The 20,237-nt window shown below is 34.6% G+C and carries 23 protein-coding genes; 8 read left to right on the plus strand and 15 right to left on the minus strand.

All coding sequences use genetic code 11. The annotated features are described in order from the left end of the window. The first annotated feature begins 249 nt into the window (after positions 1-249). Positions 250-444, plus strand: a complete 195-nt coding sequence (locus G7081_RS01430; RefSeq protein WP_166006742.1) for a helix-turn-helix transcriptional regulator — start codon at positions 250-252, stop codon at positions 442-444. A gap of 423 nt (positions 445-867) precedes the next feature. On the opposite strand, the gene G7081_RS01435 is transcribed toward G7081_RS01430, so the two are convergent. Further along, complete coding sequence (locus tag G7081_RS01435) at positions 868-1,596, minus strand: ABC transporter permease (protein ID WP_166006744.1); 729 nt, start codon at positions 1,594-1,596, stop codon at positions 868-870. Continuing rightward, complete coding sequence (locus G7081_RS01440) at positions 1,580-2,290, minus strand: ABC transporter ATP-binding protein (RefSeq protein WP_166006746.1); 711 nt, start codon at positions 2,288-2,290, stop codon at positions 1,580-1,582. The genes G7081_RS01435 and G7081_RS01440 overlap by 17 nt, the downstream gene beginning before the upstream one ends. 402 nt (positions 2,291-2,692) lie before the next feature. Here G7081_RS01440 and G7081_RS01445 point away from each other — a divergent pair, with 402 nt between their 5' ends. After that, positions 2,693-2,839 (plus strand): hypothetical protein, encoded by a 147-nt coding sequence (locus G7081_RS01445; RefSeq protein WP_166006748.1) that lies wholly within the window; start codon positions 2,693-2,695, stop codon positions 2,837-2,839. 87 nt (positions 2,840-2,926) lie between these two features. Here the strand turns inward: G7081_RS01445 and G7081_RS01450 are convergent, their stop codons facing one another. Further along, positions 2,927-3,712, minus strand: coding sequence for a hypothetical protein (locus G7081_RS01450; RefSeq protein WP_166006750.1), 786 nt, complete (start codon positions 3,710-3,712; stop codon positions 2,927-2,929). 293 nt (positions 3,713-4,005) lie between these two features. On the opposite strand from G7081_RS01450, the gene G7081_RS01455 reads away from it, so the two are divergent. Continuing rightward, positions 4,006-5,262: a MucBP domain-containing protein gene (locus G7081_RS01455; protein ID WP_166008362.1), complete on the plus strand. Its 1,257-nt coding sequence runs from the start codon at positions 4,006-4,008 to the stop codon at positions 5,260-5,262. Positions 5,263-5,488: 226 nt separating this feature from the next. Here G7081_RS01455 and G7081_RS01460 read toward each other — a convergent pair whose 3' ends face one another. From G7081_RS01460 to G7081_RS01475, 4 genes are all read right to left on the minus strand, one after another. Beyond that, positions 5,489-5,719, minus strand: a complete 231-nt coding sequence (locus G7081_RS01460) for a hypothetical protein (protein ID WP_166006752.1) — start codon at positions 5,717-5,719, stop codon at positions 5,489-5,491. A gap of 224 nt (positions 5,720-5,943) precedes the next feature. Next, positions 5,944-6,174 (minus strand): hypothetical protein, encoded by a 231-nt coding sequence (locus G7081_RS01465; protein WP_166006754.1) that lies wholly within the window; start codon positions 6,172-6,174, stop codon positions 5,944-5,946. A 127-nt stretch (positions 6,175-6,301) separates the two neighbouring features. Next, positions 6,302-7,045: a helix-turn-helix domain-containing protein gene (locus G7081_RS01470; RefSeq protein WP_166006756.1), complete on the minus strand. Its 744-nt coding sequence runs from the start codon at positions 7,043-7,045 to the stop codon at positions 6,302-6,304. A gap of 158 nt (positions 7,046-7,203) precedes the next feature. After that, positions 7,204-9,141 (minus strand): Na+/H+ antiporter, encoded by a 1,938-nt coding sequence (locus G7081_RS01475; RefSeq protein ID WP_166006758.1) that lies wholly within the window; start codon positions 9,139-9,141, stop codon positions 7,204-7,206. A gap of 190 nt (positions 9,142-9,331) precedes the next feature. Here G7081_RS01475 and G7081_RS01480 point away from each other — a divergent pair, with 190 nt between their 5' ends. Continuing rightward, positions 9,332-9,712 carry an iron chaperone gene (locus G7081_RS01480; RefSeq protein ID WP_166006760.1) on the plus strand — a complete coding sequence of 127 codons (381 nt, stop codon included), beginning with the start codon at positions 9,332-9,334 and terminating at the stop codon, positions 9,710-9,712. A gap of 38 nt (positions 9,713-9,750) precedes the next feature. Here G7081_RS01480 and G7081_RS01485 read toward each other — a convergent pair whose 3' ends face one another. Beyond that, a complete protein-coding gene (locus G7081_RS01485) occupies positions 9,751-10,455 on the minus strand; it encodes a hypothetical protein (RefSeq protein WP_166006762.1) in 705 nt (234 codons plus the stop codon). A 93-nt stretch (positions 10,456-10,548) separates the two neighbouring features. Continuing rightward, positions 10,549-10,917: a YccF domain-containing protein gene (locus G7081_RS01490; RefSeq protein WP_166006764.1), complete on the minus strand. Its 369-nt coding sequence runs from the start codon at positions 10,915-10,917 to the stop codon at positions 10,549-10,551. 173 nt (positions 10,918-11,090) lie between these two features. Between G7081_RS01490 and G7081_RS01495 the strand changes: the two genes are divergently transcribed. The 4 genes from G7081_RS01495 to G7081_RS01510 all read left to right on the plus strand — a co-directional run bounded on the left by G7081_RS01495 (position 11,091) and on the right by G7081_RS01510 (position 14,129). After that, the gene (locus tag G7081_RS01495) at positions 11,091-11,555 is read left to right on the plus strand and encodes a hypothetical protein (protein ID WP_166006766.1); all 465 of its coding nucleotides are present in this window, start codon (positions 11,091-11,093) and stop codon (positions 11,553-11,555) included. Positions 11,556-11,640: 85 nt separating this feature from the next. Next, entirely contained in the window at positions 11,641-12,225 is a 585-nt protein-coding gene (locus G7081_RS01500) for a helix-turn-helix transcriptional regulator (protein ID WP_166006768.1), read from the plus strand. A gap of 319 nt (positions 12,226-12,544) precedes the next feature. Further along, on the plus strand, positions 12,545-13,000 hold the full coding sequence (locus G7081_RS01505) for a hypothetical protein (RefSeq protein WP_166006770.1): 456 nt from the start codon (positions 12,545-12,547) through the stop codon (positions 12,998-13,000). A 79-nt stretch (positions 13,001-13,079) separates the two neighbouring features. After that, positions 13,080-14,129 carry a YdcF family protein gene (locus G7081_RS01510; protein WP_166006772.1) on the plus strand — a complete coding sequence of 350 codons (1,050 nt, stop codon included), beginning with the start codon at positions 13,080-13,082 and terminating at the stop codon, positions 14,127-14,129. 31 nt (positions 14,130-14,160) lie between these two features. On the opposite strand, the gene G7081_RS01515 is transcribed toward G7081_RS01510, so the two are convergent. The 6 genes from G7081_RS01515 to G7081_RS01540 all read right to left on the minus strand — a co-directional run bounded on the left by G7081_RS01515 (position 14,161) and on the right by G7081_RS01540 (position 20,205). Continuing rightward, the gene (locus tag G7081_RS01515) at positions 14,161-15,048 is read right to left on the minus strand and encodes a YitT family protein (RefSeq protein ID WP_166006774.1); all 888 of its coding nucleotides are present in this window, start codon (positions 15,046-15,048) and stop codon (positions 14,161-14,163) included. Between the two features lie 136 nt (positions 15,049-15,184). After that, positions 15,185-16,012, minus strand: a complete 828-nt coding sequence (locus G7081_RS01520) for a hypothetical protein (protein WP_166006776.1) — start codon at positions 16,010-16,012, stop codon at positions 15,185-15,187. A gap of 102 nt (positions 16,013-16,114) precedes the next feature. Continuing rightward, on the minus strand, positions 16,115-17,788 hold the full coding sequence (locus tag G7081_RS01525; protein WP_166006778.1) for an FAD-dependent oxidoreductase: 1,674 nt from the start codon (positions 17,786-17,788) through the stop codon (positions 16,115-16,117). A 66-nt stretch (positions 17,789-17,854) separates the two neighbouring features. Continuing rightward, positions 17,855-18,421, minus strand: coding sequence for an alkyl hydroperoxide reductase subunit C (gene ahpC, locus G7081_RS01530; protein ID WP_166006780.1), 567 nt, complete (start codon positions 18,419-18,421; stop codon positions 17,855-17,857). A gap of 133 nt (positions 18,422-18,554) precedes the next feature. Then, positions 18,555-19,097, minus strand: coding sequence for an NADPH-dependent FMN reductase (locus tag G7081_RS01535; protein WP_166006782.1), 543 nt, complete (start codon positions 19,095-19,097; stop codon positions 18,555-18,557). A 55-nt stretch (positions 19,098-19,152) separates the two neighbouring features. Then, entirely contained in the window at positions 19,153-20,205 is a 1,053-nt protein-coding gene (locus tag G7081_RS01540) for an acyltransferase (protein ID WP_166006784.1), read from the minus strand. Positions 20,206-20,237: the final 32 nt, after the last annotated feature.

Genomic DNA, 20,237 nt, shown 5'->3' on the forward strand with positions numbered 1-20,237 from the left:
TATTTAACTACATAAAAAAGTACTATAATAAATAGTACTTTTTAACAACCTTATATATATATTAAAATAAATCAAATCAGTTTAAATCAACAAATATTTTTAACAATTCCTTTATTTGTCTATAAATACTTTCCTTTTATTAACCACATTTATTAAATAACTTCATTCTACTAACAACTACGTTTTTTAATAATTATTACCTTTACTTATCGCTAATCGTTAAGTAAACTTAACGCAAGAGGTGAGTTAATGAGTAATAATGTTAAGCAATGGCGTGAGTCTTTAAATTTAAGTCGACAAGAGCTAGCTGATTTAGTTGGGGTTAGTCGCCAAACCATTTATTTCATAGAAACCAAACAATATAAACCGTCAATTGATCTAGCCCACAACCTTGCCCAAGTGTTCCAAACGACTATTGAAGACATTTTCTTTTTCACTGATTAATCTAATGGAAAAAAGGAATATACTTATGAAAGACGAACGAACTAAAATTAATTTCCAACAAAGTGGTTACTACTCTATGATTTTTTCTTCATTTCTTTGTATTATCGGGATGGGGGTTACTATTCGTATTGAAAGCGGACCAAAACTAGCATTTTTCAGTATTGTTACTATTTATATCTCGCAACAACTATTTTGGATTATTTCCAATATAGTGTTAATGAAAACAAAAATGTCTCCTGCTTCTATTCTTAGCCTATTCTCTACCATAATTTTCCCAATTATCGGACTAATAATCTTTATAACGACTGGTTACTTATCACTCTTTATCTTGAGTTTGATTTTCAGTTGTATAGCTGCTATTTACTTTCTTTATAATCAAAAGAAAACTAAATACTAAATAAAAAAAGACCTGCAAAGGTCTTTTTATCTTTTCTTATTTGCAATCAGTTTCCCAATCACAAAAAATACAATTGTATACACTATTAGAATTCCAACGGACTTCATATTTAACCCTTGTTTACTTTGAATACTATGTGCTATTTCTGCAAAGTGATAAGTCGGCATTTTTGTCACGATTTTTTGTATTCCTTCTGGCATAGCAATGACTGGCATCCACAAACCACCTAATAATGATAACCCCAAATAAAAAAATAATGATATCGGTTTGGCCGAACGACCGAATTGACCAATTATTGTAGCAAGAGCCAAGAAAACAATCGATGCAACTTGCATGATGATAATGAATAAAATATATTCTAGTGGTGTATAACTAATGCCTTCTATCAAGTAGGCCGCTACGAACATTAATATCATGGAGACTGTCGAAACTAAAATACTCGCCAGTAGTTGACTTCCTATATAGATAGACTCTGGTATTGGCGATACTTTTAAGAAATCATACCAACCTTCAGATTTTTCATCAGCTAAAGACACTCCAAAGTTAGATAGCGCATTCCCAACTATCCCAAAGGCTATCATTGAGATAAGAGAGTATTCTACCCAAGGAATTCCATTAACTTCTACATCACCTGAAAACATTTGCGTATAAAGAACATAAAACATTAAAGGAAAACCAATTACCATAAGTATGTAGGAAACATCTCGAAACGTTCGCTTAATATTTAGAACCGTTAATTTAACTAACTGATTCATCTGACACCTCTTTCATGATAATATCATCAAAGTATTCTTTTACATCAACTCTTTCAGCTGTTGAAATTTCTCTATCAAGTTTAATTTTATGGTCGTGTAAAATAATCACTCGATTACAAATGGCTTCAATCTCAGAAAAATCATGCGATATCAAAATAATCGTCATTTTTTCTTCCTCTTTTAAACGCTTAACTTCTTTCCAAAATAGTAATTTAGCCAGGTAGTCCATTCCCACTGTCGGTTCATCTAAAATTAACAATTGAGGGTTTTGAATAACCGCCAATCCAAATTGTAATCGTCTTTGATTCCCTTGCGAAAGATGTGTGACAAGTTTATCTTTTTGATCTGTTAAATTTGTTAATTCTAAAATTCTCTTGATTGATAAGGGGGCTTTAGAAAAGATTGCTACTAATTCCAACCACTCTTCTACTTTGATTTTTTTAGGTGCGCTAACCTCTTGTAGCATCACACCCACAGCCCCATCTGCACTTAGCAAAGAAGCCTTTTTAACTTTTCCAGACGTCGGCTTTTCAAGTCCTAAAATCATTCGAATCAGTGTTGATTTCCCCGCACCATTTAACCCAACTACTCCAATAACATCCTCCTCATTGATTGTTAAATCAATATTATCTAAGACGGTTATTTTATTGAATTTTTTTGAAACTTTTTTTATTTCAATCATTGATTCCCCCATGTTTTCCCCCATTAATTTGATTTAGAAACATATATACCTATATTATACACCTCTCTTCTAGGATTAATACCGTATCATTTTTAAAATAACATCTCACTGAATAACACCAACCTTACAAATAATTAAAATTGATTTCTGAACCGAATACTTTCTATGGACTTTGAGTATTAACTCGTTGCTCCAAGTAAAGAAAGTTCGTGTATATTTTTGAATCACACAACTGTAATTCTTTTACACTAGAGAATGAATACTACATTCAAAAACTCTTCTCTCGTTTCATGAGAAAGTTTAATTTACTTAGTCATTAAATCATTTATCTTCAATTTTACATTAACGAAATCAATCGAGCTTTTAATGCACTCCCTCCAAAAATAAGGTATATTATTAGATGAGGTGAATGACATGGGAAAATATTTATTTGATAATAAGGGACAAGCTGCTATCACAAACTTTCACGAAAAGAATAAACCTGAACGTCTAGATAAGAAACAACAAGTCCAAGCTCTGCGTGAGAAAATGTTGAAAAATAAAAAGAAAACTAATAAGTAATATCAAAAAAACACGGTGCTCTTCAAAGAGTGCCGTGTTTTTTAATTTATTTAATTCAAATGATAATTAAGATACTCAAGCACTCGCTTACTCTCTTACCATCACACCATTTACAACTTCATTAGCTGGCATTGGAGTATAATCCAACCAACCAGCATCTGCATAAATTTGTTTTTCCTCTTCTCTATTAATAATAATTGGGTTGTCCCTCTTGAAATCGGGATTTGAAACTTTACCTATTTCCTCGCACCTCTTTATATATTCTGAGTTTCGCTCTTGAATATACGTTGCTAATTCCCCGTTAGTTTTTTGTTTCCAATCTTGAAAAGTAATGTAACCTTCTATTACTTCACTATCTGTCATCTCTGATACATCATTTTCTGAATTTATTTCTTGCAAACCATCAACAACCACTATTTTTTCACTTGGTTTTACCTTTAAGTATTTTAAAAACTCTTCATTAGCATCTTCTGGTAAGTTCACCATCACTTTGACTTTATCACCATTTTTAAGGTTTACATCTTTGTTTAATTTGATTTCAAGGGCTGCTACAATATTTTCAAAATCAATTAACCTTTGAGGCGGCAACTCATCTACAGACTTAACATCTAAATTAAATAACGTTTTAGCTAGATTCACCTGATTTATTACATAATTGGCTACACCCTTGCCATTCGATCCTGTAAATGTTAAATCAATATAATTTACAGCATTAAATTCATCGTACTCCGTTTCCTCTACCGCTTCTACAGTCGATTTCACTAATGACTCTTTTGTTTCTACCACTTCTGATTTACCAGCTTCCTCTTGACTGCATCCCGCCAAAACAATCCCTAAAACCAGACACACACAACCTAATTTGAACTTAGACATTTTTTGTCCCCGCTTCCATTTTTAATAGATCCTTTTTTATACAATTCATTATACATTGGGTACAGCAAAGTATAAAGGACCTCATACCTTATCGAAAACATATAATCTAAACTTCTGTAGGCCCTAGCTATCTCCTTTATCATCTCTGTTTCCCATTAAGTGATTAACTATTCTAAAACCATTCATATATAATAGACTATTATAACAATAATTATCTATAAATTTTTACCTAAACGATTGAAAAAAAGGTATTCATATTAGATAATAAACTTATAACACTATGGAGGTGCTTTATGAAAAAATGTGGATACTTATTAATCGCGATGACGTTATTATGTCAACCTATTTTGGGATTGGCAAACGATAACAACATGGAGGAGCAACAATTTACCAACTCGGTCCCGCCCTCAGAGAGTACTAATCTCAGAACAACCCGCCCAACAAATAATGGAGACGGGACGGTAGAGTTCGTAGGAAAGTCATGGGATGTTATCCAAGATTATGGCGATGGGATTAAAATGATTGCTATGGAAAATAAAATTGGAGATAGTATTTATAGTTTAGATTATTTCTTTAATAAAGACGAAGACGATAATGATGGTTATCAAGAAAGTGTTGTGAAAGCCACAGTCGATGAATGGTATAAGAACACCATTGCCGGAAGTCCTGCTGAAGAATTTGTACAGCCTGTAACAAGTCATAATATTACATTAGGTGAAGTTAAGAAAAAATATTATTGGAAAGACAACACGAATGGTAGTATTGGTTATTCACAATGGGCAGATACAATCGTATCACCTCAAAGCTATCCAACAACCTTTGGAGCTGGAAAAAAAGAAGCTTTTATATTGAGTGGTTCAGATGTTACAAAAGAAAAAGCTGCATTAAGTGATAATGGAGTTAGCCATTTAAATAAACTTAAAAAAAATGGAATTGATAGCTCGTGGCTCACATCTCAAGGTGGTCATGAAAATATGGGAACGATATTACTTTCAGACAGAGAGGAAGTTAGTTTTTCTGTCGTGACAGAATCTCACGCTGTGGTTCCTGCGTTAGTGGTACAGACCTTTGATCAAGCAGCTGAAGGATCACCCGTTACAGTAAAATATCTTGATGAAAACGGAAATGCTTTAGCAGACGATATCATTTTGGCAGGAGCTGTTGGCGACACGTATATTTCTGAAAAAAAAGAAATTGATGGCTGGATTTTAAAAGAAATACCAGAAAATGCAACTGGGGTATTCTCTGATAAAGAACAAACGATTACTTACGTATATAAAAAACGCGAAGGAACGACTGGTTCATCAGAGCCTGAAGATACTAATACCACTGAAACTAGCACCACTCCATCAGAGACCGAGAATTCAACATCTCAGTCAGATTTAAATCCGACTGACTCTTCAACCCAATCAAACGAAAACTCTGTTGATAAAGAAAGACTCCCACAAACTGGTGAGAATCACACTTTTAAAACAACATTAACTGCTTTAGGTGTGCTAATCATTTTATTAACTGGATTATTAACTTATCGCTTTAAATTTAAAAATTAATGACAAGGTAATTACTAGCTTATAACAAAAAAGAAAAGGCCCTCACAGGCCTTTTCTTTTTTCTCCACATATATAAGTAAAATAATAAACGCTAGGATATCGAAGGAATAACTCAACAACTCTTGTCCGAAATTCGATGCTACTAGCGCTAGGACAAGTAAGCAACACATCATTAACAGTAGTTTTTTCTTTTTATCCATAAAGCACCTCGCTTACCCTCAGTCTGTTAACTTTTCTTAATTCCTTTTTTCAAAATAATTTTTAGAGGAATATACAACGCCAAGTGAATCATGAACGGCATTGCACAATATAACCACATAGCTAAACTTGTTTCATCAGAAACAAAATAAAAAAAGATTGAAATAATGATGCTTATCGCCAAACCTGCATACGGCATCCAGTTCACATAGCTTGTAAAACTTTCTAACACATCAATTTCTTTTGCTTCCTTCGCCATATACAATCGCCTACTTTCTGTAGCTCTTTTCTCGGATTATACACCTATCCTTTAAAATTAATAGTGTAGATTTCTTTAAATAACAATAGGTTTGGCAAATAAAAAAAGACCTCGAAGGATCTTTTTATTTACTAGGTATTCTTAACCCAGTTCTTCAAAGCGATGACTATATAAATAAAACTAACGATTACTATTAACACCGTAAAACAACTAATAAAAAAGACTCACTTCGATCCAAGTAAAGGGGCTAATCCTACACATAATATGTAGAGGGCCATTACATACAATAATATACCAACACTTTTCCCTTGCCTTACGGCTTCATCTTTAGCCAACTCATTATCATTATTACCAGCCATTGTTCGTAACCATTTCCCTTGTCGAAGCTTTCTTCCCCAAATAAGAAATAAAATACAGAATCCTATCATAATACCTAATAAAATATACTTAAACATCCTCGATACCCTTCCTTCTGTAATCCCGGAATGACAACTCACACTAATTTAAACACAGTATACTCTTTCACTAAATGTAATTCAACAAGAGTGAGATAATAAAAAAGACCCCTCTCAGGATCTTTTTTTATTCAGTCAGTTCAAGCCATTTTGCCATCGCTTTTTTGTATAACTCTTGGTATTCAGCTTGGTGTTGTTTTAGATAAGCTTCTGTTTTTTCTTTTGTTTTTGGAGATAATTCTTTTTTCGAACCAATCATCTCACCTTTTTCATTAATTTGAACATCCGCTTTAAAATCAACACTAGGATCTCGTTCATTAATAATTAACGTACTCACATCATTTTTACCTTTTACATCAACAATCAGTTTGGCTTCTGGATCATGAGCAACTAACCATGGTGTTCTTTCCATAATTGGTAATAAGATTGTTCCTTTTTGGAAAACAAAGGTACTGTAAGTCACCCCTTCTTCTGTCAGTTCATACGAGCCTTCTGAATAAGGTCCTTGGTCCCCTTTATCCCAACTTTCCGCATTTTTTAGATAGCGGTGATTAACTACTTGAAAATAACCTTCAAATGCTAACGGAATTAAAATCAACACCACTAACGCCGCAATCACTCGTTTGTATTTCTTATTATTCTTAACTTTCTTATCCATTGTTTTAACCATCTCTTGGTCCTCCCTTAATAAATCATCTAGAGAGATTGATAAGACATCACTGATTCTAACAATCATTTCCAAGTCAGGATAGTTTCGCCCTACTTCCCAGCTAGACACCGCTGGTCGAGAAACATTTAATTCTGTCGCCAATGCTTCTTGAGTTAGGTTTAACTCCATCCGTTTTGTTTTGATTTTTTCACCAATGGTCATCTCAATCAACTCCTACTTTCATTATTAAAGAATCCTCACTCATAAGTATAGCGATGATTCGTATCAATGCAATAAAACATAACGATACCATTCGTATCATGTTGGTATCACTGGTATTCACTATTAAAAAAACTCTGACAACTGTCAGAGTCCTTGCTTTACACCATATATTGAATCGTGTTTTCAATGGCTAATAAATTTTCTCGATAAACTCGCATCTCATTCCGATTAATATCACCTAATTCAAAAGCATCTTGAATACTATCACGTTCTAATTGAATGGCGTACGTTAACCACTCATTAACTTGTTCAGAAGTTGATGTTCTAGAACGTAAGCCATTATGTTGTAACCGGGCAAAGTAAAAGTCCACTAATTCTTGCGGGAAGGCATCTTGATCCAACTCTTCTAAATGGTTCAAGACATAGTTTCGATTGCTTTCCTGTAAATACTCACGTTCAGCACGGCGCTCTTCAAAACTAGCTGACCTTAATTTAGCAAACCTCATTTTTTTACGAATCAAGCGACCATAAAACATCTGGCTTTGATAAGTTTTATCATGGGTCAGCCTAAACAATCGCTTATTTAAACGACGTAAATTCAAGAATGCTGTTTGGAAACTAACATTTCCTTCAGCCATTTGAACAATTGTATCTGTATATTTCCATTTCAGGATTTTTTCCATTAAACGATCTTGGCTATCGTCAGATTCGTCAGAATTTAACAAGGTAATAATTCGATCATTATACATGGTAATCACACGTTCTACAGCCAAATGATTTTCCGTTGTTTCTTGTTCTTTCAATTGCAAGATGACATCTCTTAAAATAGCAATTTCTTGATCATGTCCCATGCGTTCCGTGGCATTTTCATTTTCTTCCGCAAACAACGGCATTGCAAAGTTAGCCAATATTAAGGTTGTAATAATCACACCGCCTGCAATACTGATCATCAACTCCCTCTCCATGAAAGCTGATCCGTCTGCCAACATAATCGGCAAACTCAAGGCACTGACTAAGGTAATCGTTCCACGAACACCTGAAATAGTGTATAAAAATGATGTTGCTAAACGGTCTTCAGAATTTTTCTGGAAGTTTTTGAATAACCAGAAACAAACAAAGCGAATGGCTAATAAAATCGCTGTAATACTTAAAATATAAGCAATCAACCTCACGTTACTAATATTATTATTTTCCCACACCACACGAATCACTCGTGGCAGTTGAGTTCCTAATAAAACAAATACTAGACCATTTAAACTAAAACTTAAAATTGACCATGTGTTTTTTGACAAGACATTTAACTGTGCTACTTCTGGCGTTACACGATAGTAGCTAAACGAATAGACAATCCCGCCACTAACTGCTGCTAAAATCCCATTCACATGGAAATGTTCTGCCACTAAGAAAATGCCGAACGGCAATAATAATTCCAACAACATAAAGGAAACGGTACTCTCAATTCCTTGATTTCTTAGCCAACGCACTAAGCTCATTGCTAGGAAACTGATGACGACTCCTGTAAAAATACCGCCCAGTGAAATTAAGACAAAACTAAGACTAGCATTCGCCATTGAGAAAACACCTGTCAATAAAGCTGCCGAGGCAAATTGGAATGATACCAAACCAGACGCATCATTAATAAGTGATTCACCCTCTAACGTGTGCATAATCTTATGAGGAATTTTAACTTTTTCCGCAAGTGCTGAAACAGCTACCGGGTCCGTCGGCGCCAAAGCTGCTGCTAGTGCAAAACAAGCTGCCCAAGGAGCGGATGGAATAATCCAATGAATGAAGCTTCCTAAAACAGCTACTGTCACAAAGACTAAGCCAATCGACAAGACTAAGACTGCTTTTCGTTCTTGCCACAATGACTTCTTATCGACATTAGCCCCATCATTAAATAGTAATGGCGCTAAGAAGAGCAACATAAATAGCTCTGAACCTAATTCAAAACTATGTAACCCAGTAGGGATCGCGATTAAAATCCCCAATGTCACCTGAATTAACGGGATGGCAATATTTGGAATAAAGCGATTAATAATATTCGATGCCAACACCATAGTTAACATCAATAAAATCATTTCAACAATCTGCATACATAACCTCTCCAACTAATTATTTATAGTATCAAGTTTATTACAAAAATGATGAAAGATATAGTATTTACCTCTGACGCGCTCTTGATTCTTCTACAAAACCTCCAATAAAAAAGTCCTCAAGCATATTCTTTTATACTTACTCTTTTTATGGCTATATTAAGAATAGAAACTACTAGGAGGAATCCCTATGTCAAAACTAGATAATTTTGCTGATTATTTAACTAAAATAGATAATCCCATTCACCGTGAACAGTTAACTGGCGTTTTACAATGGATTATTGATGAGTTCCCAACATTAGAAACAAAAATTGCTTGGAACCAACCGATGTTTACTGATCACGGAACTTTCATTCTCGGTCTAAGTGTTGCCAAACATCATTTTTCAATTGCTCCCGAGGGAATTGTGATTGAAAAGTTTGCTGATAAAATTGCTAATGCTAATTATAGTACCGGAAAACAATTTATGCGTATTAAATGGGACCAACCAATCAATTACGATTTACTTAGAGATATTATTCAATTTAATATTGATGATAAAAAAGACTGTCCGACCTTTTGGCGCAAATAAAAAGAGACCTTAACAGGTCTCTTTTTGATTTAATGATACTAACTGATTTTTGACATTGCATCAAGAGCTTTCCATTCTAATTTATCCAATTCGATAGGTTGTGCTAAATCATCAAATAGTTCATATCCATCTTTTTCACGAGTCCGACTTAAGACTGGTCCATCATCAGAAAAACTATATTGTGCATAGGTATGTCTATCCGCTCCCCCACTACCACTGTAAAGTAACGTCCCATCCTTCAACGGTGTAATAGACATTCTCTCGCCAATCATGCCTAAATCATTTTCATTCGTTGTCAAACGAACAAGCTGATTATCCGAAGAAATAGTATAGATATCTAGTAAACTATGATTACCTTCAACATTTTCAAGAGCAATCATTAATTCTTCAGTGCCATTATCGTCTAAATCCTTTAATGTATAAACCACTCCCGAATAGAAATCTTGATTGACTAAGAATGCCATGTTATTAAGACTATCATCTTGCCCCCAAACTTCAGACTCTGTGATATAAGTTAGATATTTTTCTTTGACACTGTCATACAAGCTAAGATTCACTAATTTTTTAGGTGCTTCTGTTTCTTCTTTATTTTTATTCGACGTATCATCTTTTTTAGTTTCTTTCTTATCTTCTGTTTCAACTGAATCTTTTTGACTAGATACCGGCTTACTACCTGTACAGCCGCTAAAACTAATGATACCTATTAACATAAATCCTGTAATCAAAATCTTGTTCTTCTTCATAATTCCTCCAAATAATATGTCGTCTACTTAAATTATACACTAGTCTGATTAATTTAAGACTATAAACTAAAAAAGACCTAATTAGGTCTTTTTTTAATATCTTTTGACAATTCTTGCGCCAAATGGCATCAAAGCTAAAGTTGCTAATTTAAATGATTGTTTAGCAAATGGGATTCCTACAATGGTAATTGTCAGTATAATCCCGCTGATAAAATGAGCTAGAGCTAAGGGAATTCCTGATACTAGCAACCAAATAATATTTAAAATCAATGTTCCACCCGTACTAGTGGTAACGATTTCTTTACCAAACGGCCATAGACTCAACTCCGCAAACTTAAAACACTGTAAGCCGACTGGAATACCGATAATTGTGATGCACCACAAAATCCCCGCTAAGAACCATCCAATAGCACCTGTTAACCCACCAAAAATCAACCATATAATATTTCCAACTAATCTCATTCGTTCCACTTCCTCTATCAAACTAGGTCACAATAGACCCTCCACTTTTATCATAGCAACTCTACTGTGGATTACAAGTGATTAGCCGCAAATTCAGCCTAAGGTCTTATCCCTCAAAAACAGACTGTCTAACTATTTTTTGTTATACTTAAGATAACAACGGAGGTGTTTTTATGGAAAATTTTGTTCAGTTCTTTTCATCTGGTGAATATTTACGAGACCTATCTATCGCCCTATATGCAGGAATTATTTTATGGGGGCTAGGCATTTTCTATGATCGCCAACAAGCTGCCCGCCGTTTCAACGAAGATAAAGCAGAATCATTAGAAGATCACTACGCTGATATGCTGGGGGCTGCTGCTAGTTTTCTACGAATCGACGACTCTTATCCTATGTTTGTTAAAGATGAGATTGACGTCAAATTTAAAATGAGTGGTGAAAATTTTTCCCGTGTGCTCAATTCAATCGATACAAAACGCTATGAAAAATACTATGGGGAAACAGATTTACTCAGATTAAATAGTATGTTGGATAACATACTTGCATTAGACCACAACGCCTATGAAAAAGTGACCGATGCTCAAGAGCTGGTCCATAAAGTTGTTAAAAATGTTCGAAAATGTCATAAAGGTTTGTAAATCCACGACTATTTTCCCAATGTAAATGATTTTTGACAGCGTCATGACGCTATTTTCGTTATAGTTTTAGTAAGGAGCTGATTTGATGGAACTTGGAAAACAATTAAAAGAATATCGGACAACTCACGGTTACTCTCAAGAAAAGTTGGCTGATAAAATTTATGTCTCTCGGCAAACAATCTCAAACTGGGAGAATGATAAAAGCTATCCTGACATTCACAACTTGTCCCTACTAAGTATCCTCTTTGATGTTTCAATCGACGACTTAGTCAAAGGAGACGTGGCAGAAATGAAACAACGAATCAAAAATAAGAAACTAAATAAAGAAATGAATCGCTACAGTTGGATTATGATTATTTCAATTGTAGCTGCAGCACTTTCCGTTGGGATTCCAATTGCTGTTAATTCAAAATGGGCAATACTTATTCCAATTATTTTGTACCTTCCGGGATTAATCAGTTCATTTAAAATTGAACGTATAAAAAAAGAAGAAGATATTAAAACCTATTCAGAAATCATTGCATTCACTGAAAATGGCGATGTTCAGGCGGCACGCTCTAAGCGTCAGCCAACCAAAGATTTCTTATCAAAAACTCTGATTGTTATCCTTTTTGCAGCCTGTGCTGGTGTGATTGCCTTATTATCTGCTTTCATTTTTTCTTATATCTAAACAAAAAGACCTAGCTAGGTCTTTTTATTTATTCGTCATTTGAAATATAGTGACCGCAACTATTAAAATTAACACAACCACTCCAATAATAATTTTCGAAGACAAGATAGCACCTCTTATTCTGTTTTTCAGACTGACCCATATGATTTATCATTTCTCAATGACATGTATTCTCAATTATACGTTATATTCCGCAAAAAATGTAAATCATTTATATTACATAACATCTTATTAGCAAATCTTTAGTTGCTGACAACTACTTATTGTGATAAAATTAACAATGTTTTTAAATGGGGGATAAATGAAAATGGGGATGACAATGAAAAAAACACTACTCTTTACACTCACATTAATTAGTTTGACAGCCATTAGCGGCTGTACCAAACATGAAAAAAGTGCAACAACACCTACTGTGGCGACTGAGGCAACATCAACTACTGACAAGACAGAGACTTCGCAAGAAACTGATACCACAACTGCTGCCACTCGCCATGAGCGACAACACAATGAGAATGTTACCGGTGCATCTAAAGATGAAGATACTTTAACCGGAGCATCACCTATGACTGTCGGCAAGGTGGAAGCAATTAAAATAATCAAAGAATCAACGTTATCAGGTTATGACATTGGACAAATGATTCAATTAGTTAAAACAGCTCGGACAACAGAAGCCATGCTAGAAAATTTCAATCAAGTAAATGACTCTTTCAGTGCCGTAGATGACTCAAATTCCATTGCTAAAATGAAGGACCTAATTGAACAATTAAACAATTAAAACAGGCATTAGCCTGTTTTTTATTATTCTTTAAATTTATGCTATGATGTTTTTAGATAACTATTGAAAGGATTTAATTATGCAGAGTCTAATTTTCTTTTTAATCTTCTTACTACCTATTTTTTTATTTGGATTTTGGGTTGTAAAAAAACCAACTAGCCTTTGGACAGGATTTTGGTTCTTAGGGTTCATCTCAATTATTACCGTTTTGCTCATCTTACTAATTGAACGCTTGTCTCAACCCGTGGCAGTCTTTATCGGAATGATACTAGCTCTTATTTTAATCGGCCTCTCCTTATTTGGAATTTACGCAATGATCATCGCACTTTTTTGGAACGAGCGTATCTTATTAAAGCACGAACGTAAATCTTTTGCTAACATGTTACCGCTACTCGTCGCAACAGCTCTTATACTTTTGGAATTAATCTTATTTATCGGCAGAAATAACATTTCCAACAAAGATATCTTGAGTATTTTCAGCTTTATGAATACTAGCTTCCTTTATTTCGCACTTTTATTTATTTTGTACGGTATCACAACTATTTTATTTAATCTCTATCCTATTAAGTCACAAGTTGATTATATAATTGTACTTGGTGCTGGACTTTACAACGATAAGGTTACCCCTTTATTAGCCAGTCGAATTGAAGCCGGTATTAAGCTGTATTATCAACAGGAAGAAAAAGGTTATGCCCCTATCTTGATTCTTTCAGGTGGTCAAGGTGCTGATGAAGGAATCTCTGAAGCACAAGCTATGCTGAATTATATCGATGAAAAAGGTTACACTATTGACCGACTTCGTCTAGAAGATAAATCTACTACGACCCGAGAGAATTTATTGTTTTCTCAAACTATCGCCCGTAAAAAAGATGGTATAACTGATTTTTCAAATAAAAAAGTCGTCGTGGCATCTAATAATTACCATATTCTACGAGCAGGTAAAATTGCTGACTCATTAGATATTCCTGTTCGTGGAGTCGGTGCTAAAACAAGATTATACTACTTACCAACAGCATTCATTCGTGAATATATTGGATATCTAGTTATGTCTAAAAAGACTCACCTAGTTGTGATTGGCTTTTTATTCATCATCTTAGTTATTCCATTATTTTTCAAACTATTTATATAGCAAAAAAGAGACCTCCACAGGTCTCTTTTTATTAGCTTAAATGATCTTTTTGGAAATTACCTTTTACTTTATAAATCAAGTTCGTTCTAACAAAGGCTGCTTTATCACATTCATCGATTAATTTATATAATTCAGATAATTCATATTGAGTTGATACGACAGTATAAACAACTACATTTTCTTTTGTATACATACCGTAAGCTTTATCCATAACTGTTGCCCCACGTGGGAACTTCTCTGTCAAAATAGTTTCGACATTTTCGGGATGTTTAGTAAAAATGGTTGTTTCAGCTAACTGTTGTTGAGTATAAAATTTATCCATTACCATTGTCATCACATACAATGTCACTAGCGAATACAATAAAATGTCAAACCCATCTAAAACAGCTGCTAACGTGTAGACAATGGCATTGATTACTAATGAAATCGCACCAACATTTTTGCCCGTCGCTTTTTTTATCCAAGCAATTAAGATATCCAATCCACCTGGTGAAAAACCATATTTATAACATAATGCTGCTCCATAACCCATAACTGCACCGCCAACTGCAGCTGATAAAAGTGGATTCCCAGATACTTTGATAACTGGCACCCAGTTCATGACAACCATCGTTGAGAAAACACTTACTAAGGATAAAACAGTAAAATTTTTACCTAATTTAAACCAAGATAACAAGATCAATGGCACACTCAAAACAAAAACCCATGTCCCAATACTCATAATTTCAAAGTTTAAAAAATGATCCGTGTAAGCATTAATTACCTGTCCCACAGCTGTAATACCATTTGAATAAATACTGTGCGGTAATAAAAAGAAATTAATCCCTACCGCTACAAACAAACCGTTTAATGCTGCTAAAAATAATTGCAATGGAAAATTTTGATTTTGTATACCTGGAACTGCTTGTGTTTTTTGCATTTAACTCGCTCCTTTAATATGTTCAAACCACACTTTATCAAAGCGCTTACACTGTTGCAACATACTTAAGAAAGAGTTCATTTCATTCTCATCAAAACTGTTATCTATTCCAATCAAAAAAGACCTTTTCAGGTCCTTAAAAAATAGCTTGTTCAATAAATGGTTCTTCTTCGACTATACTAAAATCGTTGGTTTCAATCCCTTCAAGGTTTTCTTCTGGCATTTCATCAACAACCTTTATATGACTAATAATTGATTTCACTTCCGAAGTGTCAGCTTCCTTCAAGACTTCTTTTTTTGATAATTCAGAAATCAGCTCATTTTCATCATCGAAAACATTCAGGCTATCTTCTTTTATACGAACTGTGTATAAGCCCTTGCCTGTAATATAAATATCGTAAATTGTTTTTATACTATTCGTTTTGTCCTGCACTTGAATTTCCTGCTTTAGAATTGAGGCATCTACTTTCGTCTCAGCGTCATTAACAAGCATCAATAGCGTAGCAGCCACTGTTTTCTCTAGTACGGAATCAGATACTTCATTTTTAATCCGATTCGCAAGACGTTCTGTATATAATTTTTGGACAGATGTTTTATAGAAGCGATTAAATAAATCGGTCGCTTGCAATTCATACTCACTAGCACCAAATTCATCAGCCAGCACTATTAATTTATCATTTTTCACTTCAAACTTATTTACTTCTGACTCAGATTCTCGACCAACTGTTTCTTTACTGCTCGTCGAATCACCTATCAAAGCCGCTGTTCTCAACAATTCTGTATCTTGTTGATTATGAACTAAAATACCTTGATAAGCTAAGGCTGCACGAATTTCAGGAGTTAACTCTTTTAAATTAAAGATTGACTCTTTTTTTTGCTGATTACTTTTTTCTTCTTTTGATCCGCATGCCATTAAACTAACAAAACTTAACATTAATAAAATAAAAACACTAAACTTTTTCATACTGAAACTCCTTAAAAATAATGATAGTACTATTTTATCATTATTTAAACCGAGATAACATATTATTCAAAAAAAAGAACCCGCTAAGCGAGTTCTTCTATATTATTTAGCTAGTTCTGAAATGATTTCATCCATTGATTTCGCTCCGAAGATAACTTCTTCATCATTGATAATCATAGCTGGAACACTCATAATTTTTTTCTCTTTTTTTAATTCTGGGAATAGAGCCGTATCAATCATTTCTGCTTCAATTCCCGGATTTAGCGAGGCAATACGTTGACATGCCGCCACAACATCTGGACAGTAATGACATGATAGCGACACACAAATTTGAATTTTAGCTTTTGGTAATTTTTCAATCGCTTCTTTTTGTGCCGCTTCGATAGGCTGACCGTCACTACCTACATTATAGACAGCTAAAACTAATGAGTTCAGCTCATGTCCACTTGGAATGCCGCTAAATTTAATACCAGTATATTCATCTGCTTCATTAAATAGCGCTGCTAATGGTAGACGCTCTAAATTAATAGTTGATTCTAATTCAGGGTTATCACCACGTGAACTATTTTCAACCACTATCTTATCACTTAGCTCAGCAAACTCTGCTAAGAAACTAGATAGTTCCATTGTCTTAGGTAAGCTTGCATCTAAAATATTTTTAATTGTGACTTGTTTTGTCAACTTAGCAAAGATTCCTTGCAACTGAGCTTTCATCTCCGCTGGGAACCATTTACCTGCTGGAACATCTGAAACAGCTGCTGCCGTTTCTTTCTTCTCTTCAACTGGTTTTGAAACTGGCATTTCTTTATGCGTAATTTCAACACCTAATCGTTCTTTTTGAGCATTAACAAAACCTTCTGATTTGGTTGCAGCAATAGCACCATCTGCAACGGCTGTGACGATTTGACGCAACTCTTTAACTCGTAAATCGCCAATCGCATAGACACCTGGTAAGTTTGTTTCCATCGACTCAGTCGTTGGAATAAAACCACGAGGATCCATTTCTACTTGATCTTTGAAAACGGCTGTATTAGGTTTATTTCCTGCAAAGACAAACATTCCGAATGAACCATCTTCTGGGTCTGCTTCAAAAATTGTTTCTTCCCCTGTTTGATTATTAACAAAAATAGCTTTAGATAGTAAGCCATCTCCACTGATTTCTTTAACTTCTGTATTATAGGTAATATCAATGTTAGGGTGATTCTTAGCTAGGTTTGCTGTCATTTCAGCACATGTGAAATCAGGTTCTCTGATAATCATGTGGACTTTTTTAGCGAAGCGCGTTAAGAATACCGCTTCTTCTGCTGCTGCAAATCCGCCGCCTAATACAAAGATATCTAAACCTGTAAAAAATTCACCATCACAGGTTGAACAATATCCAATCCCGCGACCTGTAAATTCTTGTTCCCCAGGGAAACCAATTTTATTTGGTGACGCACCTGTAGCAATCATCACGGCGCGAGCTTGATAAGTCTGACCATTTTTACCAGTCAATACTTTGACATCCGCATTTAATTCAGCAGAGACAATTTCATCAGTTTTGAATTCTGTTCCAAATTCTTCTGCTTGCAGACGCATTTCATTCATCATTTCAGGTCCTTGACCATTTCTGATACCAGGATAATTAACAATACTTGAAGTCGTTGTCGCTTGACCACCAATTTTATCTTTTTCAATAATTACTGTGTCCATCATTGAGCGCCCAGCGTAGATCCCTGCTGATAACGCTGCTGATCCGCCACCAATAATCGCTAAATCATATATATGTTCCGTCATATTCATTCTCCTTTTCTCTAAAAAAAGCACTACCTCCATGAGCTAGTGCTTTAAGTTTTAAGTTTCTTAGATTTTACCTACTAAGTCTAAGCTTGGTGCAATTGTATCAGCACCTGGTTTCCAGTTTGCTGGACAAACTTGATCGCCATGTTGTTCAACGAACATAGCCGCTTCTACTTTACGAACTAATTCTTCAGCATTACGACCAATTCCCATATCGTGAATTTCGTAAGCTTTGATTTCACCACGTGGGTTTACTACGAATGAACCACGGAATGCTTGACCTGCTTCTTCATCTAATACTTCAAAGAAACGAGAGATTTGACCATTTGAGTCAGCTAACATTGTGTATTCGATTTTACCAATTGTATCAGTGGCATCTGCCCAAGCTTTGTGAACGAAGTGGCTATCAGTTGAAACTGAATAAACTTCACAACCAGCTTTTTGTAATTCAGCATAGTGATCTTGTAAATCACCTAATTCAGTTGGACAAACAAATGAAAAGTCCGCTGGATAGAAGAAGAAAATACTCCATTTACCTAAAATATCTTCTGTTTTAACCTTTACGAATTCCCCTTGACGGTATGCATCTGCTTCAAAATCAAATAATTTAGTATTAATTAAGTTACTCATTAAAATCTCTCCCTTTTATCTATTTTATTTCTAACAACACCTAGTATACATTAGAATTATTCTAAACTGAAGCTAAAAGCTCAATTATGAGAAAAATAAAAAAAGTCCGACTAATGTCGGACTCACATATATATTATCTAATTGTTTTCAAGGCTGTTGACCAAGGAATAACTTGATCTAGCATTTCATTAACTGATTGAATTTGAATATCGGCCGGCTTGAATTCAGTCATACCTTCAAAATCAGTAAATAATGATAACGCTGGATGAACTCGAACATCCGCTACCAATAACTCACCTAGAATACCGCGTAAATGTTCCGCTGCACGTGCCCCACCAACTGAACCATAAGAAACGATACCAGCAGCTTTATTATTCCACTCTTCTCTCAAATAGTCTAAAGCATTTTTTAACGAAGCGGGAATTGAATGATTATATTCAGCCGTTACAAAAACAAAACCATCTTGTTCAGCAACCACTTTACTCCAATCACCAGCCCCACTGGCATCTGAGCCAGACTCTCCAAGCAATGGTAACTTGTAGTCCGCAATATCAATAACCGTATAGTTGGCATCTCCACGCTTATCAGCTACCGTTTTTACCCATTCAGCTACCTGTGTACTAACACGTCCTTCTCTAGTGCTCCCAATGATAATCCCAATATTTAAGTCTGTCATAATAATTCCTCCTAAATTTATAATTTTTACTATAAACTTAGTATACCTTAGTTGCTTACTTTTGTATAGCAACTTGTCTTGGGTAACTGATTTCCTTGGGATGAGACCATTTATTTTTGATAATTATAATCACAGAACTTATGATACTAGTCAAAACAAACGTTATTATAAATAAACCCCATCCTTCAAATCCCTTCCCTGTATAGCGTTCAATACTATATCGACTCGTTTCCAAAAATAACGGGTGTAAGAAAAATAAATAGCGAGCTTGATCACGAAGCATGGTGATTGGAAATTTTATTTTAATCTTACTATTTAATACTAAGGTTACCAAAAATAAAGAAGTTGGTACTAAGCCGAATAAAAAATTCTTATCCACTCCTGGGTTTTGAAAAATGTACCAGCCTTCTTGACTCAAAATAATAAAACTGAGCATAAACTTCAAAGGTAAATTAGCTGTGAACAATTTGCTATTCCTAAAATCTGATAAAACAAAGCCCAATAGAACAAAGACAAACGCGAAAAACAAGCCATTTCTTGTTGTGACAAAAATATTGGCATACATTTGATAGACTTCCCCAAAAATACTATCACCTATGTAAGATGAGTATGTTTCTGCTGAACCCATTATAAAGCAAATAACTGCCAGAACAGTCGTTATCTTATATCCAAACTTTCGTAAACACCAGTCCGTGAACCAGATACCGAATAAAAGAGCTGGTAGGTACCACAAATGATACCACGTCCCCACGTAAACTACGCCAACCAAAAGGGCTACCGGATAAACAAACCATTGAGAGGCTTGTTGCCACAGGTATATTACTCCTGCCGGCAAATAAATAATACTCCAGAAAGCATGAGTTTTCAGCTGTTTCTTAAAGTATTTCTTCTTATATGATTCTGAATTCATCATCTTTTGGCGATATAAATACGCGGTGCTAATCATAAAGAAAGGTACTGCTAAACGACAGATGATATTTTTGATAAAAAAATCCCATTCAGGATTACCATTTAAACTGCCACTATGAATAATAATCACCAATAAGGCGGCAATGTATTGACTGATTGTTAGTAATTTTAAATTATCATTTCTTACACCATTAATCATTCTGTCATCCTCCTTTCAATTCATCTCATTGT

Source organism: Vagococcus coleopterorum, assembly GCF_011303955.1.
Lineage (GTDB): Bacteria > Bacillota > Bacilli > Lactobacillales > Vagococcaceae > Vagococcus_D > Vagococcus_D coleopterorum.

Coding starts and splice junctions, on each gene's coding strand:
- G7081_RS01465 (WP_166006754.1), bottom strand. CDS start 6,174: ATGTTTAAGTATATTTTATTAGGTATTATGATAGGATTCTGTATTTTA.
- G7081_RS01455 (WP_166008362.1), top strand. CDS start 4,006: ATGAAAAAATGTGGATACTTATTAATCGCGATGACGTTATTATGTCAA.
- G7081_RS01505 (WP_166006770.1), top strand. CDS start 12,545: ATGAAAAAAACACTACTCTTTACACTCACATTAATTAGTTTGACAGCC.
- G7081_RS01495 (WP_166006766.1), top strand. CDS start 11,091: ATGGAAAATTTTGTTCAGTTCTTTTCATCTGGTGAATATTTACGAGAC.
- ahpC (WP_166006780.1), bottom strand. CDS start 18,421: ATGAGTAACTTAATTAATACTAAATTATTTGATTTTGAAGCAGATGCA.
- G7081_RS01525 (WP_166006778.1), bottom strand. CDS start 17,788: ATGACGGAACATATATATGATTTAGCGATTATTGGTGGCGGATCAGCA.
- G7081_RS01475 (WP_166006758.1), bottom strand. CDS start 9,141: ATGCAGATTGTTGAAATGATTTTATTGATGTTAACTATGGTGTTGGCA.
- G7081_RS01470 (WP_166006756.1), bottom strand. CDS start 7,045: ATGACCATTGGTGAAAAAATCAAAACAAAACGGATGGAGTTAAACCTA.
- G7081_RS01500 (WP_166006768.1), top strand. CDS start 11,641: ATGGAACTTGGAAAACAATTAAAAGAATATCGGACAACTCACGGTTAC.
- G7081_RS01540 (WP_166006784.1), bottom strand. CDS start 20,205: ATGATTAATGGTGTAAGAAATGATAATTTAAAATTACTAACAATCAGT.
- G7081_RS01450 (WP_166006750.1), bottom strand. CDS start 3,712: ATGTCTAAGTTCAAATTAGGTTGTGTGTGTCTGGTTTTAGGGATTGTT.
- G7081_RS01490 (WP_166006764.1), bottom strand. CDS start 10,917: ATGAGATTAGTTGGAAATATTATATGGTTGATTTTTGGTGGGTTAACA.
- G7081_RS01535 (WP_166006782.1), bottom strand. CDS start 19,097: ATGACAGACTTAAATATTGGGATTATCATTGGGAGCACTAGAGAAGGA.
- G7081_RS01460 (WP_166006752.1), bottom strand. CDS start 5,719: ATGGCGAAGGAAGCAAAAGAAATTGATGTGTTAGAAAGTTTTACAAGC.
- G7081_RS01510 (WP_166006772.1), top strand. CDS start 13,080: ATGCAGAGTCTAATTTTCTTTTTAATCTTCTTACTACCTATTTTTTTA.
- G7081_RS01435 (WP_166006744.1), bottom strand. CDS start 1,596: ATGAATCAGTTAGTTAAATTAACGGTTCTAAATATTAAGCGAACGTTT.
- G7081_RS01515 (WP_166006774.1), bottom strand. CDS start 15,048: ATGCAAAAAACACAAGCAGTTCCAGGTATACAAAATCAAAATTTTCCA.
- G7081_RS01430 (WP_166006742.1), top strand. CDS start 250: ATGAGTAATAATGTTAAGCAATGGCGTGAGTCTTTAAATTTAAGTCGA.
- G7081_RS01480 (WP_166006760.1), top strand. CDS start 9,332: ATGTCAAAACTAGATAATTTTGCTGATTATTTAACTAAAATAGATAAT.
- G7081_RS01445 (WP_166006748.1), top strand. CDS start 2,693: ATGGGAAAATATTTATTTGATAATAAGGGACAAGCTGCTATCACAAAC.
- G7081_RS01440 (WP_166006746.1), bottom strand. CDS start 2,290: ATGGGGGAATCAATGATTGAAATAAAAAAAGTTTCAAAAAAATTCAAT.
- G7081_RS01485 (WP_166006762.1), bottom strand. CDS start 10,455: ATGAAGAAGAACAAGATTTTGATTACAGGATTTATGTTAATAGGTATC.
- G7081_RS01520 (WP_166006776.1), bottom strand. CDS start 16,012: ATGAAAAAGTTTAGTGTTTTTATTTTATTAATGTTAAGTTTTGTTAGT.